This window comes from Lyngbya aestuarii BL J (assembly GCF_000478195.2).
Lineage (GTDB): Bacteria > Cyanobacteriota > Cyanobacteriia > Cyanobacteriales > Microcoleaceae > Capilliphycus > Capilliphycus aestuarii.
The window spans coordinates 1-14,844 of sequence record NZ_AUZM01000108.1 but is presented as its reverse complement, the minus strand read 5'-3'; the positions used below and the strand labels follow the sequence as shown (position 1 = coordinate 14,844).

Sequence of the window (14,844 nt, the reverse complement as noted above, 5' to 3'; positions counted from 1 at the left end):
CTTTTCAATCTTCTCCCGAACAAACCGGGTTCTCTGCAATCACAATCGCCCAAAACTATACCCAGGCAATCACCCGCACAACAGAAGAATTGGGAATAACCCTCCGTCAAGCTTGGCAAACGAGTGCCAAAGAATTAACGATTCATACCCCTGAAAATTATTCTATTCAAACCTCAGTCGAAGCCAATTTACACCAAGTTCAATCGGTAATTTGGGCGGCGATAGATTACTTCTTTTTTAAAGATCATAATTATCAATTAAATAGTGAGTCTCAACCGGAAAATGTCCTGAGTGGAACCCCTCAAAATCAACAATTAACCCCCCAACCCCAAAAAAGTCAATCTCCAATTCTGACCAATTCTCGGCGTCCCTTGGCTGCAACTTCCACGACGAAATCTGAAAAATATTCCGCCAAGAGCTTGACAACCTCCCCAGACTGTGGTTTAATAATGAGTGATGCCATAAAATATTCTGAGACAGACGATGGTGCGGTAGCGGTTAGACCTCGCTCCTTTCAGGTTCGGCAGTTGCTTCAAGTCGGGGAACCCGCCCAACGCACTGCACTCACCACCTGTGGGCGCAATTCGGCCAATCACAACGATACAGCCTCCCCAGAGTGTTTGTCAGCAGAAGCAACAGCAGTGGGTTATGTCAAGCATCCCTTAGAACAGGTACTCGAATGGCTAGATCGAGTGCTGTTTTGGGTTGAAGAAGCGGTGATCAGAGCCTGGGAATGGATCAAACAAAGATAGACCGCCCAGGCAATCTCGCGTCAAAATCAGTCAAATTTTAAGATAAGATGAAAAAACTGTACGTTTTGTATAGCTGCTTTCATTTGAAAATCGAACTTTAGGAGAGATCATCATGGAAACTCTAAAAATCGCTGTTTATATAGTCGTGTCCTTCTTTGTCTTACTGTTCATCTTTGGATTTTTGTCCAACGACCCCGCCCGCAACCCCAAACGTAAAGACATGGAATAATTCCAAAAAATCCGCCGGGTCTTTGTCTTCGATCCTATCAATGCAAGTTGAGTTCAAACAACTTTTGCAAATACTCGCCGATTAGTAGCCCATTAACTGTGTTAAGATAACGAGCTTGAATTGTCATTAGTCATCAGTCAGTCGGCTCAATGGCTAATGGCATTGTTCTAGTGCAGTCCTTCACGCGGTTGAACTGATAAAATCGGGCTGATCGTGTGATTTTTGTTACCAAACTATGCCCTACCCGGTCCCGCCACCTGAACCGCCTCCCCTTGTTCAAACCCTCCCCGACCCAACCCCCAATCCACTTCAACCTCAGACGATTCCGACATCAACGGAGTTGTCTTCCGGTGTGAGATCCGAGCAACCGAATCAACCCGTACACCGCAATGAAACGGTCGCCTATCAACTCCCAAAACTCAAAGCCCTCAAACAAGAGTTAGCCTCATCTTCATCCTCATCTTCAGTATCGGCGGACTCACTGGGGCCTGCTTTGTCTTTAAATTTAGCAAATACTCCCTCCCCTCAACTACGAGGAAAAGTAAGTTATGACTTCACCTCCTCCTTAAACTTTGCTCCCAAAACCTTTTCCACCCCTGAGACTCCTTTACTGTCTCAAACCCCTTCAGAACCGAACCCAGAAGCAGAAATCCCCATACCCGTAATTTTACCGACCGATCTCTTAGAAGTGACAGCAGATCGTCAAGAATTTGACCAACGACGTCAAATCGTCACCACCGAAGGAAATGTGATGATCCGCTTTCAAAACGTTTTAATTGATGCCGATAAAGCCCAAGTCAATTTGAACACTCGTCAGGTTGTCGCCAGCGGAAATGTCGCCCTAACCCGAGAAAACCAAGTCATCCGGGGTGAACGCATGGACTACAACTTGGTAAAAAGCACAGGTGTAATTACCAATGCTAGTGGGGTGATTTCAACCGATGATCTCGCTTCTACTGAGGTTTCTGAACCCTTGCAAGAACAAGGCGTTGGGCCAGTTCTCCGTTCCCCCATTAGCGATCGCATTACTTCATCCCAACCCGTCGAAAATGTTGTCCCGACAGAGGGGGCGGATGTGGAAGTCAGTGGCTTATCCTTTCCTGACTTACAAGGAAATGTGAACCGCCTGCGGTTTGAAGCTGACCGCATTGACATTTTACCGAATGGAGAATGGGAAGCCCAAGATGTGCGAATTACCAACGATCCCTTTTCACCCCCCGAATTGGAACTCCGAGCGGATACAGCTCGCCTGCGACGCATTTCTCGCTTTCAAGATGAACTTCTAACAACCGGTTCTCGCCTCGTCTTTGATCAAAACTTTGCTTTACCTCTGTTTCGCGATCGCACCGTGATTGATCGCCGTCAACGCGAACCCACTCCCATTTCCATTGGCTATGACCTTGATGATCTCGGCGGTTACTATGTCGAATGGAATGTTAATCCCGTCAGATTTGGGCCGATTGGTTTGGATATTTCTCCCCAATTGTTATTTCAAAGAGCATTTGAGGAAGATCTCGATCCCGGTGATGGTGGATTTTATGGCTTACAAGCCCAACTCTCCGGGCCACTTTCTCCCCAAACCTTTTTCGATAGCCGCTTGTCCATTACCAATTTTGAAGATTTTCCCGATCTCGAAGAAGATGAATATCGCGCCAGTATTCGGGTCAGACAGTTAATTCACGGTTACACCCTGACTGGGGAATACAGCTATCGTGATCGGATTTTTAATGGTACCCTTGGCTTCCGAACCGTACAACGCAGTGCGGGGGCGGTGTTAACCTCTCCTGAAATTTTACTGGGAAACTCCGGGGCGGTGTTTAAATTCCAAGGGGGATTACAACAAATTGAAGCCAGAACCGATCGCTTGGATATTTTGAACGAACCGGGTCGGGATAATGACCGCACGACTCGCACCCGGTTTCAAGGACTGGCAACTTTAATTTATCCGCCGATTATTTGGCAGGGTGAAGCTTTACCCCTAACGCCCACAGAAGGGTTAAAATACACTCCTAGACCTGTTGTTCCGTTTATTCGGTTGATTTTGCAAGCCCAAGGAGTAACGAATATCTACACTGAAGATGATTCCCAATCTTATCTGAGTGGTACAGTCGGATTTCAAGGACAATTCGGGCATTTTTCCCGAGACTTTTTCGACTATACCGGATTTAATCTTCTTTATACTCAAGTGGCTCTCGATGGAGAATCTCCGTTTTTGTTTGATCGACGGGTGGATGAAAGTATTTTGACGTTTGGATTGGTTCAGCAAATTTATGGCGGTTTACGGGCGGGGTTTGAATATTCTATTAACCTAGAAAATGGTTTGGCAGTCGATAATGAATTTACTTTAGAATATAGTCGTCGGACTTATGGGGTGATTTTGCGAATTAGTCCCGTTCGCCGGATTGGCAGTTTGAATCTGCGGATTAGTGACTTTAACTGGACAGGAGGTTCTGAACCGTTCTCAGGGATTAAAGAATAAGGGAGTTTGACTTTCTCATCTTTTGTCTAGCTTATGCTAATATGACTTTGATTTGTTAAAAATTTCGAGATTAAGTTAATTTTTAATGAATTTTTATTGTGTTTGAAGTTTCACCGGATCATGGGGCGATTGCAGCGGCTTTGCTGACGCACTATAGTTTTGATTTGGGAGATTATTCTAGCGAAGAAAGGGTCGAGGGATGGGGGGAGAACTATGAATATTATTGGATTTATTTTGCGGTGATCGAAGCCCTTTATCAAGGTCGGTATAAGTCTATTTCTGTAGAACAGATTTTATCGATTTGGTTGCGTCGAGGTAAGCCTATTTATCATTTTAATTGGGAGTTTGAGCAGTTAATTTGTAAGAATTTACCTAAAGCTTTAACGGTGGGGGAGGAAGTCGGAGAAGCATCTAATATCGAAGAAACTGATCCAGATACAACTCTAGAACAGTCCTCACCGGTGGAAAATTTAAAACCCAGAGAATCTTCAACTCGACCTCCTTTGTCCTTAACAAAACCTCCCCGAACGACAACTTCAATTCATACGGATTTTATGGTTAAATTAAAGATGATTTTAGAAAACAGTCAAAAGACCCTTCCCCCAGCCCGTTCATCCCCCGACAGTGAACCCTAAACGACGCCGTAAGACTTGTAATAAGGTGTTCATTTCTTCGGGTAATGGGGCGATTGCTTCGATCCACTCTTCTGTGACGGGATGTTGTAATTTCAGCTTCCACGCATGAAGGGCTTGACCCGATAAATTAACCCCAACAGATCGCCCACTACTATAGTCTAAATCACCCACAATTGGATGTCCGATAAAGTGACTATGAACTCGAATTTGATGAGTTCTTCCCGTTTCTAAGGTAAACAAAACTAAGCTATAATTTCCCAAACGTTCTTGAATTTGCCAATGGGTAATTGCATTTCTTCCCCCTTTTTCAATGGTCACAACGGCCATTTTTTTGCGATTGCCCAAATGTCGCCCGATGGGTTGTTCTATTGTCCCAAAATCTGTTTTATGTGAACCATAAACGACTCCTAAATATTGACGTTGGGCGGTTTTATTTTTAATTTGTTGTTGTAAACTTTGCAGGGAAAAATCAGTTTTTGCAACGACAATTGCACCTGTGGTATCCTTATCTAAACGATGCACAATTCCCGGACGTTCAACCCCTCCAATTCCAGCGAGTGTATCACAGTGGGCGAGTAACGCATTGACAAGGGTATCATTAATGTGTCCGGCGGAGGGATGAACGACTAAACCTGCGGGTTTGTTAATAATAATTAGATGTTCATCTTCATATAAAATATCGAGAGGAATGTCAACGGCTTCGAGTTCTAAAGGTTGGTTGGGGGGAATTTTAACTTCGATGTAATCTCCGGGTTTTAAGGTTAATTTTTTTGAGGTACAAACCCGTTGATTAACGGTAACATGACCTTGAGAAATCAGGTTTTGAATACGCGATCTTGATAGAGTCTCTAAGTTTTCCGATAACCACCGATCTAAGCGTTGATGTTGATCTGATACCGTTAAGGTGATTGTTTGTTGACTATTCATTGGGATAATTAGAAATAGAATTAGGATCGATCTCTTCTATATTTTGTTCAATGGTGATATTCCAGGTTTCTAATGTTGTTCCTACCACTTGATTGAGTTCAGTAATTGAGTTGAGATAATCTATTTTAGCATTTAATTCATTATTTCTCGCCCGTCCCAAATCTTCTTGAAATCGAACCAAGTCAACAACAGAACTATTTCCGACTCCGAGTTTGACCTTATCTTCTTCATTGCGAAACTGTTGTTCGGCGAGTTCAGTTGCGCGTTGGGTGAGTTGAAGTTTTCTAAAGTTATCATTAACATCTCTAATGCGATTTTGCAGTTCTATCTCAATTTCTTGGAATTCCTCGTCTAGATTATTTTCAGCCTGTAATAAATCAACCCGACTCCGTTGAAAATCTCGTTCTATATTGCGATTACCTAATGTTTTTCTGAGTTCAATTCCTGCTCTAACTTCGGTTCTATCTTCAACAATATCTGGAGCTAATTCACGATTGACATTTGTACTTAAATCAATATTCCAACGTCGGTTATTTTCCGCTACTTGCAATTCAAACTGTGAACGTTCTAAATCCAGTTTAGCTTTTAAATAATCCGGTCTATTTTCTAAAGCGAGTTGTTTAGTCATCTCAAAATTGAGAGATTGAGATTCAACTGATGTTATTTCTTCAACAGCAATAATATTTAAGTTCTGCTCTAAATCGAGAATTTCCAATAATGTTAATCGTTGTTGCTGAAGATTATTCTCCGCATCTAACACACTAATTTCTTGATTCGCGACTCGATTAATCACCGGAACTAAATCCACTCTAGCTTGACGTCCTGCATCAATTAAAACTTGAGTATTTTCGACTTGTTGTTGAGCAATTTCTAAAGAATTTTGTTCAATTTTGAGTTGTTCTTGCGCTTGAAGTAAACGGCGGTAGGCTAAAATTGCGTCTGTAATTTGATCGATCAATGTTAATTTTAAATCAAGTAAATTGATCGTCTCATCAATGCGAGCAATTTTAATCGAAGCTTGATTGAGATCAATTCCTCCTCCTCTCAACAAAGGTTGTCTAAAAGAAAGTTCTAAGTTTTGTCTAAAGATATTATTATTTTGACCGTCTAAATTGTCTCCACTCCGGTTTTCTCTTTGACCTTCCCAACCTAAATTTAATTCTCCTCCTGTAGGAATTTTCATTTCTAATTGCGCCGATAAAACCAAACCACTGGTTGTATTGGTTGTTCCACCTTGCTCTAAATTTTGCCAATCTAAAGCGATTCTGGGGGTAAAATCCGGAACAAATTTATCCTCAGCAACGGCTAAATCTTGTTGTTGAACAATACGTTCTAAATACTGGTTTTTAATGGTGCGATTGTTTTCTAAAGCCAGAAAAATTGTATCTCTTAACCTGAGTTTCACCGCCGAAGGATCGGGAGGAGATTTATCCGGTTCGGGTTCAACCTGAATTTCGGGTTTGGTTTGAGCCATTGTAAATTTTTCGGGTTCTATTTTAGCCCGTAGATAATCGGGAGAAAAACTATCATTTAAATGAGTATTATTCAGGGTTTTATTTTGATTAACTGATGATGCTTTCGGGAAGATATTTGTTTGTGGCTTCGGATTTTCACCGGGATTTTGAACAGTATTTGTAGAATAATTTTTAGAAGGAGTTTGAGTTGGAGAAGGAGTCGAATTTATAGGGGTTTTGGATTCAGGAATAGTTGTTAATTGATCGGGGTTTGGTGTCGAATTTTTAGACTGATGGCGAAGATTTCCCATCACCACCTGATTCTCAACAGGTTGAGGAACTTTAAAGGTTGGGGTTGGGGAAGGTTGAGGTTGAATTGAGGGAGTTTGTGTTAAGAATTGGGGTTGAGTTTCGCTTTGAACTTCCGAGGGCGATCGCATAGCGTCGGCGTTAGAAAATCGCCATCCGACAGCTAAAGCAACTATTAAACTCAGCGTTCCACTCAGGATTAAAGCAAGTCGAATTTTGCCAGAGGGTGGAGACTGAGAAGCAGAATTTTCGGATGAATAATCAGGAGATGAAGACATAAAAAATTACGGCTAATTTCATCAAAAAATTAATCAGCTTAAGTGATTATCCTTTTAAAGCTTTAACGGGATCGAGTTGACTCGCGCGTAACGAGGGAAAAAATCCGGCTCCGACACCGACTAACACCGCAGATGATAAGGCGATCGCAGCATTACGACTCTCAAAAGTATAGGGGAACTCAAAGCGCTGGGCGACAATCACCGTTAACCCATGAACGCTGACAATTGCAAGGCTTCCCCCAACCAAGCTTAAGATAGCCGCTTCTAAGATAAACTGCAACATGACATCCTTTTGGGTGGCTCCTATCGCCCGTCGCAAGCCGATTTCGGGGGTTCGTTCAATGACCGCCGCAATGGTAATATTGGCAATTCCTACCCCGCCAACTAAAAGTGAAATCGCTCCGACAACTAATAATGCAGTTGAGACAGATTCTAGCGTTTTTTTCTGTTCTAAAATATCTTCTACGGTGTTCCAAGACCAAAATTTAGAGCCGGGATAACGCTGTTCTAAAAGTTTTAGACCCTGTTCCTCTAAATTTTGTAAATCTTCAAGTCTTTGAGGACGTATCGAAATTGAGCTAATCGTATTGTTTCCAGTCATTGTACTGTGAAACGCCGTCGTGATATAAATAGTTCCCGTCGGTTCATCATCGTTTGAATTAGTTGGAATAATCCCGATCACAACATAAGGTCGATATTCAATATAAATGTTTTTCCCAAGAGGATTGATGCCTTTAAAAAGCTGTTCTGCTAGATATTGATCAATAATAATTACAGGTCGATATTGTTCAAAATCTATAGCGGTAAAAGAGCGTCCAGCAACTAATTTTTGGCCGATTGTCTCCAGATAATTTGGTGTTACTGCTCTCATTCTAGGTGTGGCTTCTTGATCTTGAAAGACAACTTGAGATGAACGCATCCAATTTATCCCACTAATTGCTTGTACTCCTCTTAAACGTCGTTGTAAAAATTCCAGATCTTCTAAGTTGAACGATGATCTTTGACGAGTAATACGGTTCCACTGAGGAGTAAAACCGACTTGAGGCGCATCTCCTTCTGCGAGTTGTTGGGCGATAACGGCTTGGCTAATATTGCGAACTTGTAGGGTTGCGCTCACCGCAGCAACTCCCATAAAGACACCAATTATCGATAAGCCGGAACGCAGGGGGTTTCCGACGAGAGACTGACAACTTAAACCAATTAAGTTAAAAGGAGATAAGCTCATTTTTAGAAACGGATGGGGTATGGAAACGGATGGGTTGAGATTATCTATCCGTTTTCATCTTAGCGTTATTTTGGTTATCTTTGCCCCAATTTAATCCGTTACCAGTGGGGTTGAGATTATCTATCCGTTTTCATCTTAGCGTTATTTTGGTTATCTTTGCCCCAATTTAATCCGTTACCAGTGGGGTTACTGTGATAGGTATTCCCGGTTCTAATGGCGTATCAGGAGAAGGTGAAATCACTCGTTCCCCTGCTTCTAAACCCGATTTGATTTCAATTTGAACTAACCCTTCTAATCCTAACGTAATCGGTTGTTTTTGAGCGGTATTTTCGGAATCTAAAACCCAAACATAGTTAGATTTTCCTTCGCGTTGAATTAATTCGGTGTTTAATACAACGACATTATTGCGGTCTTCTAAGATAATTTCTACACTCACCGCACTCCCTGGAATTAATGTTTTTGTGGGCTCGTCGAGTTGAATTGTAGCGGGAACTGTAGCTTGTCCAGATGAATTATTATTATTTCCTGAACTTCTTGCTTGTAAACCGATGTTTTGGACTCGTCCAGTAAAGGTTTCTTCGTTGGGGCCAATGATGCTAATTCTTGCCTTTTGATTGGGTTTAACTTGAGCGGCATCGAGGGTAGAAAGCTGCATTTGAATGAGTTCTTGATTCGGATCTCCTAAGGTCATTAATTCATCACTGCGGTTAACTCCATCTCCCGGTTTAACGTTAATATTAAGAATAACTCCATCAATGGGAGCGGTAACAATATTATTTTCTAATCTTAGGGATTCTTCTTGATATTCGACTTGGAGACGTTCAAGTTCGCTTTGGCTTTGTTTCCATTCCGCTTTAACTTGTTGGAGTTCGATTTCGGCTTCAAAAACCTGAGTGCTATTGACACCGGTCTGAATTTCGATTGGCTCAACTTGGGCGGTTTCTAACTCGATTTGGGCATTTTTTAACTCAAGTTCAGTATCTCTTAATGATGCTTGACGTTCCCGAACAGTTTGTCTTTGACCGTCAATTTCCTGTTGAGCAACGAACCCCCGTTCTAAAAGTTTTTCTAACTCTTCAAGTTCGACTTCGGCGGCTCTTAAATTGGCTTTTGCTTCTTCGACTTTCTGGCGATTGCGGTTGATTTTGGCTTTGATTTTCTCGAGTTCTAAATCTTTGAGAGTTTGTTTGTACGCCACTTCTTCTTGATAATCTTCTACATCTCCTTCATAGTCTGCTTGAGCAATTCTTAGCTTTTTTTCAGCTTCTTCTATTTTTTGTCGATGCCGTTCAACTATTATTTCCTGTTTTTGAATCTCTAATTGTTTTTTGTTTAAAATTGTTTCTCGTTGGGGATTTCGCAAAATGATTAATTCTTGACCTGCTGAAATTCTGTCTCCTTGGCGAACTAAAATGCGCTCAACAGCCCCTTCTTCGGGTGATTTAATCGTTCGTTGTCCGCCGAGTTCAACCGTTCCACCCGCACTAATTTTATTTTCAATATTTCCCAATTCCACTTCAACTAACTCGGCATTTGTTGGAGTCAAGGGTCGATTTTTAATCCAATCATAACCCCAAACTCCTCCCACACTCAGGCTGGCTAAAACAAACGCTCCCGTTAGCCAGCGCATTCCCACTTGATAGGCTTTTTTAGCTTGATAATCTAGGCTAGACACAGTAAATTGTAAGCTTTAAAAACTGTAAAAAGACCAAACACTTTTACCCTCTGACTTCGTTTGGCTCCTTCCAGTTTAACCTGCTTTACGAGAATTTATCTTCCTGCAACCGAGGGGAGACAATGAGGTAAAATTTCTTGGAGATCAACCACACCTCCAATAATGGCGATCGCCGGGGCTTCAAATCCTGTTTCTTCTACTTGTTTTACAATTGTATCTAATTGTCCGATTAATTCTTCTTGTTCGGGTCGGGTTCCCCAACGGATCAAAGCAATCGGTGTCTCACAACTGCGACCTGCGGCGATTAATTCTGAAGTAATATAAGCTAAGTTATGAACACCCATATAAATTACCAGCGTTTCTGAACCTTGAGCGATCGCTTTCCAGTTCACTTCGGGGCGATATTTTCCGGCGGCTTCGTGACCCGTTACAAACGTTACAGAGGAGCTATAATTACGGTGCGTGAGTGGAATTCCGGCATAAGCGGGTGCTGCAATTCCCGAAGTTACACCAGGAACAACTTCGACCGGAATTCCCATTTTAACTAAGTCTTCCATTTCTTCGCCCCCTCGTCCAAACACAAACGGATCACCGCCTTTTAGCCTAACTATAATCGCGTTTGTTTTTGCTTTTTCGATTAAAGTTTGAGTAATTTCATCTTGCTTTTTTGAGTGGCGTCCTCGTCGTTTTCCCGCATGAATCTTTTCGGCTTCGGGGTTAATCATGTCTAGAATTGGCGGACTTACTAAAGCATCATACACAACAACATCTGCACATTGAAGGAGTCCTTTTCCTTTGAGAGTAAATAATCCAGGATCTCCGGGGCCTGCACCGACTAAATAGACTTTACCGTAATTGTGACTGGCTTTATTATCTACAAGACTTGGGTTCATACTTTCCTTGTTGTTATTAGCAACTCACTCAATTTTCTTGACTGTCGTTGAATTAGACTTTAGGTTCATCTTATTATACTCAGTTTTTTCTCAAGTTGATACGCTGGCTTATTGCCGATATTAATTTATTGAGGAGATTAACAATAGATTCTTGATTGAAGAATCATAACTCATTTTACTATTTATTTCTTTTCCTTCCTAACTCATTAAGCTAATTAAAGCTTCGGCTAATTTCTGATAATCCGAATGGGTATTATAAATTTGAGCAGAGATTCGCATTAATTTTTGGGGTTGATTTTCCCAAGGAATGATCGGAACTTCAATTTTAAATTTTTCCCAAAGTTGAGTTTGTAAGCTTGGAATTAACTGAATTTTGTCCGGTAAAATAATCGTTGCCATTGCACCAATCATTTCATCAGGACATGGTAATTTTACGGCTAGTTTTTCACTCAAGATTTTTCGAGCCGCTATGACTGTGTTATGATTATGCTGGATTAATTCTAACCATCCACCTGGTTGCAATGACCCCATAAATTTTATCGCTTCAGGAATGCAAAAATAAGCGGTCGGATCATGGGTTCCCATCCAGTCAAATTCGAGTTGAAAGCGGGAGCGATCTGTGCGAGGAGAGTTTGCACCATGACTAATCGTTACCGGATGAATTTTGTTTTGTTTATCCGGGTGAACATATAAAAATGCGGCTCCTTTGGGTGCTGAAAGCCATTTATGACAGTTTCCACTATAATAAGTCGCGCCGATTTCCGGTAAATTTAAAGGTAACATTCCCGGTGCATGAGCGCCATCGACTAAGCTCTCTATTCCCCGTGAATTGAGTTCGCAAATTAAAGGTTTGAGAGGAAAAATTAAACCCGTTTGACTACTAATGTGATCAATTAAAACTAATTTTGTATGGGGTGTAATTTGTTCTAAAATACTAGAAATAATCTCATCGGGTGAGTTGAGGGGAAAGGGAATATTCGCAATTTTAACTGTTGCACCCCAACGTTCGGCGACAAAGTTTAAAGCGTTCCGACAAGCGTTATACTCATGGTTAGTCGTCAGCAATTCATCTGTGGGCGAAAAACGCAGCGATCGCAGTACACTATTGATACCCGTTGTGGCGTTGGGAACAAAAACGAGTTCTTCTGCTATTACACCCAAAAATTCAGCTAACTGACGACGCGCTTCATCCAACAGCGACTCCCACTCCCGTACAAAAAAATGAACAGGTTGACGTTCTAGCTGTTCCCGCAGTTGAGTTTGTCGCTGCAAAACAGGAATCGGACAAGCCCCAAAAGAACCATGATTGAGAAAAGTCACTTCAGAATCAAGTAACCAATACTTTCGGTAGTCTGAGGTCTGAACTTCTACATCCAGCATTTCATTCCTCATTCTCAATCCCTTTTTATGTATTTAAACTCCCCGGGTAGGATTCGAACCTACGACCAATCGGTTAACAGCCGACCGCTCTACCACTGAGCTACCGAGGATTGCTCTCAAAAGTTTAGTTTAGTCACAGTTATCTATAGTAACCGCAAGCCCTAAAAAAAGTCAACCCCCCAGAGATATTTTTTTTAGGTTGATTGCTTGAGTCCCAGGCGTAACATTGCTAGGCGTTTCTGAGACTCTGCATCCAGAGAATTTGCCAGAAAACGACTAGAAGACTGCTTATTGGATTTGTGACGGCGTTGGCGACGACGAGCCGTTGATTCGACATCGTGAGCCAATTGCAAAGCCGACATCCATTCAGCCCCGTAACCGATCACCGTGAGTTGATGAGCTCGGTCTGAGGTGGCAACAATTAACCTCCGCCGAGACAACCGTAATTGATGAGCAAGAGTTGCACAGATCTTTTCAATATAAGTATCTGCGGTCTGACCATAATCTGTGTAATGAACAGATAAATTACGAGTGACCGTTTCGACAACGCTAGGGGTATTTTGATAATGAGCATCAAAGACGACCCGAGCATCAAGTCCTTCAAAAGCACTGTAGTTGACCAATGTCTCTACAAGTGTGCGACGAGCTTCTTCCATTCCCTGCCCTTCTTGCTTGGTTCGCAATAGGGGCCAGACTCCGATCATGTTATAACCATCAACTAGGAGGATGACTTTTGATAAATGACGTGGCATGGCTTAGGACTCTGATACTCTTCATAAATTTACATAGCGTGCAGTTACACCACCTAGCGGTGACATTTTTTTCTGAACACATTATTACATACAGATGAATCAGAATCACAACAAAAATCAAAGGATGCTAAACCTCGGAGGTCGGCACTTTGACCTGAAGTTCAACACCTCAAGTCAGAGAACCGAAAGCCATGAAGAAAACAAAAGATAGATTAAGTATCAATCTGTTGCATCAAGCGCTGTTTCAAGGGTTCAGGATCACCTGCCGCAACCACCCGCCCTCCTGACAGCAGAAAAGCACCATCACTGTAATCGAGTTCGTTGAGGCGATGCGTGACCCACAACGCGGTAATTCCTCGACTTTTAACCAGAGAACGAACTTGACTCACGAGATCGAGTTGGCTGTCGGGGTCAAGCAAAGCAGTGGGTTCATCAAACAACAACACCTGGCATTGTCTGGCCAAAGCCCCGGCGATCGCAATTCGCTGTTTTTGACCCCCACTGAGGGCATAGATCGGGCGTCGCTGCAACTCCTGTAACTTCACCGCCGACAGTGCATCGACGACCCGTTGACGAACTTCCGTTAAAGACAGTTGATCTTCAACCAATCCAAACGCCACATCAGCCCCCACACTTGGCATCACCAGTTGATGGTCAGGGTTTTGAAAAACAAACCCAACTCGACCTTGAAGGGCAATTTCTCCAGACTGGGAGGCGAGTAACCCAGCCAACAAACGCAACAAGGTAGACTTCCCGCTACCATTTGTCCCCAATAGCATCCAAAATTCCCCTTGAGGAACTGCTAGAGAGCAAGACTTCAAGACCTGTGCGCCTGTTGGCCAACTATAGCAAAGCTGACGAACCGTAATAGCTGAGGTGGGAACATTTACGGAGTCTGAGGGGTTCATTCTCCAACTAGATTCATAAAGCCAGGGGTTCTTCCTGTGGTTGATGCTCCAGACTTTTGAGAAATTTGCACCGCCGCAATTTCGCTACTGAGAATTGAAATTTTTTTGTCGGGAATCTTATCACAAGTTAGTTCTAGCACTTGAGGCTGACCCGCTTGCATTGCATCGATCACTTTTTGATAGACCCCTTGAGCGTCTTCGAGTGACTTTTGTTCGACCGACAACGGAATGGGTGTGTACTTAACAATCAGATCAATCGAGAACATAAATCTTTAAGAAAACTTAAAAGTTAGAACTTCATCAATCAGTATAGTATGGCAGATTTTGAGCTGTAATCTTCACGCTAGACTCTCAGAGAACGATTCCGCTGGATCTCGCTGCCAAGCTTTGGTTTCTGGGACTTGATCGCCTCGCTTCACCGAACCCAATCTCATCCCCATTCTACGGCGGACAACTCACGTTTAAATACGTCCCCTCCGCAATTTACCCCTTGTCAGTTGCACAAATAATCCTTATACTGATCATAGAGGTAAAGAAAAGTAACATTCTCTTGTAGTCACTCTCATTTTTTGTTAACGCAGATGAGAAAGACGGTAAAATGAGAGATACTTAGCCTCTTGTAATCATAAATCTGGAGAATATCGTCAATGACCATAGCAGTCGAACGCCCTCAGTTACAGAGAGGATGGTTTGATGTCCTCGATGACTGGCTGAAACGCGATCGCTTTGTATTTGTGGGTTGGTCGGGTATCCTACTGTTCCCCTGTGCCTATCTGGCTTTAGGTGCATGGTTAACCGGAACCACCTTTGTCACCTCTTGGTACACCCACGGTTTAGCAAGCTCCTACCTAGAGGGCTGCAACTTCTTAACCGCCGCTGTCAGTACCCCCGCTAACAGTCTGGGACATTCCCTGCTGTTCCTGTGGGGACCCGAAGCTCAGTGGGACT

The 14,844-nt window shown here is 42.5% G+C and carries 13 protein-coding genes, 1 tRNA gene and 1 pseudogene; 5 read left to right on the top strand and 10 right to left on the bottom strand.

Annotated features, from left to right (window positions below):
• The 4 genes from M595_RS31325 to M595_RS25485 form a co-directional block, all read left to right on the top strand.
• A partial coding sequence (locus tag M595_RS31325; protein WP_023069454.1) for a hypothetical protein occupies positions 1–752 on the top strand: 752 nt, incomplete at its 5' end.
• A gap of 112 nt (positions 753–864) precedes the next feature.
• Positions 865–981, top strand: a complete 117-nt coding sequence (locus tag M595_RS29740; protein ID WP_023069444.1) for a photosystem II reaction center protein I — start codon at positions 865–867, stop codon at positions 979–981.
• A gap of 235 nt (positions 982–1,216) precedes the next feature.
• Positions 1,217–3,460, top strand: a complete 2,244-nt coding sequence (locus tag M595_RS25490; RefSeq protein ID WP_023069443.1) for a DUF3769 domain-containing protein — start codon at positions 1,217–1,219, stop codon at positions 3,458–3,460.
• A 98-nt stretch (positions 3,461–3,558) separates the two neighbouring features.
• The gene (locus M595_RS25485) at positions 3,559–4,095 is read left to right on the top strand and encodes a hypothetical protein (protein WP_023069451.1); all 537 of its coding nucleotides are present in this window, start codon (positions 3,559–3,561) and stop codon (positions 4,093–4,095) included.
• Here M595_RS25485 and M595_RS25480 read toward each other — a convergent pair.
• The 10 genes from M595_RS25480 to M595_RS25435 all read right to left on the bottom strand — a co-directional run bounded on the left by M595_RS25480 (position 4,072) and on the right by M595_RS25435 (position 14,162).
• A complete protein-coding gene (locus tag M595_RS25480; protein ID WP_023069452.1) occupies positions 4,072–5,022 on the bottom strand; it encodes an RluA family pseudouridine synthase in 951 nt (316 codons plus the stop codon). The genes M595_RS25485 and M595_RS25480 overlap by 24 nt on opposite strands.
• Positions 5,015–7,063, bottom strand: coding sequence for a TolC family protein (locus M595_RS25475; RefSeq protein ID WP_023069455.1), 2,049 nt, complete (start codon positions 7,061–7,063; stop codon positions 5,015–5,017). Before M595_RS25475 ends, M595_RS25480 begins: the two co-directional genes overlap by 8 nt.
• Positions 7,064–7,109: 46 nt before the next feature.
• On the bottom strand, positions 7,110–8,288 hold the full coding sequence (locus M595_RS25470; RefSeq protein ID WP_023069448.1) for an ABC transporter permease: 1,179 nt from the start codon (positions 8,286–8,288) through the stop codon (positions 7,110–7,112).
• A 166-nt stretch (positions 8,289–8,454) separates the two neighbouring features.
• Positions 8,455–9,963 carry an efflux RND transporter periplasmic adaptor subunit gene (locus tag M595_RS25465; protein WP_023069453.1) on the bottom strand — a complete coding sequence of 503 codons (1,509 nt, stop codon included), beginning with the start codon at positions 9,961–9,963 and terminating at the stop codon, positions 8,455–8,457.
• A gap of 95 nt (positions 9,964–10,058) precedes the next feature.
• Complete coding sequence (cobA, locus tag M595_RS25460) at positions 10,059–10,856, bottom strand: uroporphyrinogen-III C-methyltransferase (RefSeq protein ID WP_023069450.1); 798 nt, start codon at positions 10,854–10,856, stop codon at positions 10,059–10,061.
• 198 nt (positions 10,857–11,054) lie between these two features.
• Complete coding sequence (locus M595_RS25455) at positions 11,055–12,236, bottom strand: aminotransferase class V-fold PLP-dependent enzyme (protein WP_023069445.1); 1,182 nt, start codon at positions 12,234–12,236, stop codon at positions 11,055–11,057.
• A gap of 38 nt (positions 12,237–12,274) precedes the next feature.
• Positions 12,275–12,346: transfer RNA gene (locus M595_RS25450), tRNA-Asn, on the bottom strand.
• Between the two features lie 84 nt (positions 12,347–12,430).
• Positions 12,431–12,988 carry an NYN domain-containing protein gene (locus M595_RS25445; protein ID WP_023069446.1) on the bottom strand — a complete coding sequence of 186 codons (558 nt, stop codon included), beginning with the start codon at positions 12,986–12,988 and terminating at the stop codon, positions 12,431–12,433.
• A 212-nt stretch (positions 12,989–13,200) separates the two neighbouring features.
• Positions 13,201–13,896 (bottom strand): energy-coupling factor ABC transporter ATP-binding protein, encoded by a 696-nt coding sequence (locus tag M595_RS25440; protein ID WP_023069449.1) that lies wholly within the window; start codon positions 13,894–13,896, stop codon positions 13,201–13,203.
• Complete coding sequence (locus M595_RS25435; protein WP_023069442.1) at positions 13,893–14,162, bottom strand: UPF0367 protein family; 270 nt, start codon at positions 14,160–14,162, stop codon at positions 13,893–13,895. The genes M595_RS25440 and M595_RS25435 overlap by 4 nt, the downstream gene beginning before the upstream one ends.
• 381 nt (positions 14,163–14,543) lie before the next feature.
• Between M595_RS25435 and M595_RS25430 the strand changes: the two are divergent.
• Positions 14,544–14,844, top strand: a pseudogene (locus M595_RS25430) (photosystem II D2 protein (photosystem q(a) protein)); the annotation flags it as partial.